Genomic DNA, 3,904 nt, shown 5'->3' with positions numbered 1-3,904 from the left:
GGGGGTTCCCCGCCCCCCCCCCTCTCTGTTCGGTCCAAACCCTGTTCGGCTCACCCCCCGGGTACGTGCATCCGGCCGGGTGCGGCAGCTCCCCGCCCCACGGCCTCGGCCGACGGACGTGGGAGGCACCGACGTCCTGGAATACTGGATCATGTCGCGACCGGACGCGGCCCGGACGCCGACGCGAACGTTCCGGCCGCCCTGCCCCTCCCGGAGCGGTCGCGCGCGTCCGTCCACGACCGTGACAGGGTCGACCCCCGGAAGGAAGCGGGAGCAACCAGGCACCCGTTCGATCGAAAGGGCCTCCGTGGCTGATCAGAGTTTGCTCGCCCCGCAGCGCCAGGCGCTGATCCTGGAGGCCATCCGCAAGGCCGGCGCGGTACGCGTCGCCGAACTGGTCGAACAGTTCGGCGTGTCGGACATGACGATCCGCCGCGACCTGGACGCCCTGGCGCGCCAGGGCTCCGTGCAGAAGGTCCACGGCGGCGCCATCGCGCTGGGAGCCGCGAGCACGGACGAGCCCGGCTTCGACGTCAAGTCCGAACTGGAGGAGGGCACCAAGGCCGCCCTCGCGGACGCGGCGGCACAGCTCGTGGAACCGGGCAGCGTGGTCGCGCTGTCCGCCGGCACCACCACCTACGCGGTCGCCTCCCGACTGCTGGAGGTCCCGCAGCTGACGGTCGTCACCAACTCCCTGCGGATCGCTGACCTGCTGTGGGCGGCCGAGAGCGACGGGCGGGAGTCCGTCCCGTCGCTGCTGGTGACCGGAGGGGCGCCGACCCGCTCCGCGGCCCTGGTGGGGGCCCTCGCGGACCAGACGATCCGCACCCTCCACGTGGACCTGCTCATCCTGGGCGTGCACGGCGTCAGCGAGCGGGCCGGGCTCACCACGCCCAACCTGGCCGAGGCACAGACCAACCGGGCCCTGATCGCCTCCGCCCGCCGCACCGTCGTGGTCGCCGACCACACGAAGTGGGGCGTCGTCGGCCTGAGCAGCTTCGCGACCCTGGCGGAGGTCGACTGCTTCATCACCGACGACGCCCTCCCGGCGGCGGCCCGCAGCGAGCTCGCCGACGCGGTCGGCGAGCTCGTCGTGGTGCCGGCCGCCGGCTGACCGGGCCGCTCCGGACCGGTCAGGCCACCCGTCGCGCCCCCGCCGACGGCAGCGCGGTGAAGGCCACCGGGGTGGCGAAGCCCGCCGAGCGGAAGGCCGACCGCACCGCTTCCGCGACCGGTTCCACGTCGGCGGCCCCGACCAGGGCGATGACGGACCCGCCGAAACCGCCGCCGGTCATCCGGGCGCCCAGCGCGCCGGCGGCCACGGCGGCCTCGACCGCGAGGTCCGTCTCGGGGCAGGAGACCCGGTAGTCGTCGCGCAGCGAGGCGTGTCCGGCCGTCAGGATCGGCCCCAGCGCCGCGATCCGGCCGCCCTCCAGGTGCGCGATCGTCTCGACCACCCGCTGGTTCTCGGTGACCACGTGCCGCACCAGCGGGGCGAGTTCCCGGGGAAGGCGCGCGAGGGCCGCGGTGAGGTCGGCGGCCGGCAGGTCGCGCAGCGCGTCCAGGCCGAGCAGGCCGGCGGCGCGCTCGCAGCCGGCCCGCACGGCGGCGTAGGCGCCGTCGCCGAGGTCGTGCTTGACCCGGGTGTCGATCACCAGCAGCCGCAGCCCGGCCGCCTCCAGGTCGAGCGGGACGTGCCGTTGCTCCAGCGTCCGGGTGTCCAGGAACAGCGCGGCGCCGTCGGTGCAGCAGGCGGAGGCCATCTGGTCCATCACCCCGCAGGGCACGCCGACGAAGGCGTTCTCGGCCCGCTGGGCGACCAGGGCGAGTTCCGGCGCGGACAGGCCGAGCCCGTACAGGTCGTCGAGGGCGGCGGCGGTGGCGCACTCCAGGGCGGCGGAGGAGGAGAGCCCGGCTCCGGTCGGCACGTCGCTGTCGAAGAACAGGTCGGCGCCGCCGACCGTGTGCCCGGCCTCGGCGAGGGCCCAGAACACGCCGACCGGGTAGGCGGCCCAGCTGGTGACCACGCCGGGGGCCAGGCCGTCGAGCGCGAGGTCGGTGATCGTGCCGTCGCCCTGGGCGCTGTACAGCCGCACCCGGCCGTCCTCGCGGCGGCGGGCGGTGACCTCGACGCGGTGCGGGAGGGCGACGGGCAGGACGAAGCCGTCGTTGTAGTCGGTGTGCTCACCGATCAGGTTCACCCGGCCGGGAGCGGCCCACACGCCGCTCGGCCGGGCGCCGTGGACGGCCTCGAAGTCGATGGCGGCCTGCTCGGTCATCTGTTCAGCTCCCGTACGTCGTGCGCGTGCGTCGTTTTCGGCTCCCGCGGGGGCCGTTCACCGGCGGACGGGAGCTGATTTCGACATAATCAAACATGATTGGCATCTGCGGTCAACACCTGCGGATTTCCCGTCGGGGACAGCGCAAGTCGAGGACATCCGGCGATCGGCGGTAGGTCTAAACCTGTTGACAAAAGATCGTAAATGTTTGATTCTGTTTGGCGTCGGCACAGGCGGGCCGACGCCCCACGCATAAGGAGCACAGCGGTGCACAAGACCGCGACCAAGCTGGCCGACGGCCGCGCACTCTTCTACTACGACCGGGGGCCGGGCACGCTTCGCGACGCCCTGGACGAACGCCCGCTGGAGCCCGCCGCGAGCCTCTCCGAGACCCGGCTCGACCCGGTGCTCGGCGAGTGGGTGACGGTCGCCGCCCACCGCCAGCAGCGGACCTACCACCCGCCGGCCGGCGAGTGCCCGCTCTGCCCCTCCCGGGAGGGACGGCTGAGCGAGGTCCCGGCGGGCGACTACCAGGTCGTGGTCTTCGAGAACCGCTTCCCCTCGCTCGCCCCGGACTCGGCCGCTCACGTCACGGCCCACGACGAGCCCCTGCGCACCCTCCGGCCGGGCACCGGCCGCTGCGAGGTGGTCTGCTTCGCCCCCGACCACGACGCCTCCTTCGCCGACCTGGACGAGGCCAAGGCCCGTCTGGTGCTGGACGCCTGGACCGACCGCACGGCCGAGCTGTCCGCCCTGCCCGACGTGCAGCAGGTGTACTGCTTCGAGAACCGCGGCGAGGAGATCGGCGTCACCCTGGCCCACCCGCACGGGCAGATCTACGCCTTCCCCTTCGTCCCCTCCCGCACCACCCGGATGATCACCCGGGCCGAGGCGCACCGGGCGAGCACCGGGCGGAACCTCTTCGAGGACCTCGTCGCCGCCGAACGGGCCGCCCCCGAGCGGCTGGTGCTCCAGGGCGACCACTGGACCGCCTTCGTACCGTTCGCCGCCCGCTGGCCGTACGAGGTCCACCTCTACCCCCACCGCCGGGTCCGCGACCTCACCGCACTGGACGAGGCCGAGCGCGCCGAGTTCCCCCGCCTCTACCTCGACCTGCTGCGCCGCTTCGACGGCCTGTTCCCCGCGCCCGCCGGCTCCGCGCCGAACCGGACCCCGTACATCTCCGCCTGGCACCAGGCGCCGAAGGACGGCGGCGACGAACTCGCGCTGCACCTGGAGCTGTTCACCATCCGGCGCGCGCCCGGCAAGCTCAAGTACCTGGCGGGCGTGGAATCCGGACTCGACGCCTTCGTCACCGATGTGAGCCCGGAGGCCGCCGCCGAGCGGCTGCGCGGCATCGTGCCCGGCTGACCCGGCGACCAGGAGGAGTTCGAGGACGGAGTCAAACCGCCTGCGCGACCGGCCGAGTGGGGGTGAAGACCCGGCTGTCACGCAGGCGGACCCACCGGACATCCACCCGGCGCCGTGCGAGCGCGATCAGGGCTTGGACGTGGCGGGGGGGGGGGGGGGGGCGCCCCCCCCCGCCGCCCCCCCCCCCCGCCGGGGGGGGGGGGCGGGGGGGGGGGGGGGGGGGGGGCGGGGGGGGGCGCGCCCCCGCGGCCCCC

The 3,904-nt window shown here is 74.3% G+C and carries 3 protein-coding genes; 2 read left to right on the top strand and 1 reads right to left on the bottom strand.

Translation table 11 applies throughout. The features are described from left to right. Positions 1-307: 307 nt before the first annotated feature. Positions 308-1,114 carry a DeoR/GlpR family DNA-binding transcription regulator gene (locus ACFV0O_RS33220; protein ID WP_380347473.1) on the top strand — a complete coding sequence of 269 codons (807 nt, stop codon included), beginning with the start codon at positions 308-310 and terminating at the stop codon, positions 1,112-1,114. Between the two features lie 19 nt (positions 1,115-1,133). Here ACFV0O_RS33220 and galK read toward each other — a convergent pair whose 3' ends face one another. Beyond that, positions 1,134-2,279, bottom strand: coding sequence for a galactokinase (galK, locus tag ACFV0O_RS33215; RefSeq protein ID WP_380347472.1), 1,146 nt, complete (start codon positions 2,277-2,279; stop codon positions 1,134-1,136). Between the two features lie 267 nt (positions 2,280-2,546). Here galK and galT point away from each other — a divergent pair, with 267 nt between their 5' ends. Continuing rightward, positions 2,547-3,650: a galactose-1-phosphate uridylyltransferase gene (gene galT, locus ACFV0O_RS33210; protein ID WP_380347471.1), complete on the top strand. Its 1,104-nt coding sequence runs from the start codon at positions 2,547-2,549 to the stop codon at positions 3,648-3,650. The last annotated feature ends 254 nt before the right edge of the window (positions 3,651-3,904 follow it).

The organism is Kitasatospora sp. NPDC059577, assembly GCF_042735475.1.
In the GTDB taxonomy this organism is placed as follows: Bacteria; Actinomycetota; Actinomycetes; order Streptomycetales; family Streptomycetaceae; genus Kitasatospora.
The sequence above is the reverse complement of the archived record's forward strand: the minus strand, read 5'-3'. Positions and strand labels throughout refer to the sequence as shown.

Bases quoted from the DNA above. Each gene is read 5' to 3' on its own strand.
- galK (WP_380347472.1), bottom strand. From the start codon at position 2,279: ATGACCGAGCAGGCCGCCATCGACTTCGAGGCCGTCCACGGCGCCCGG.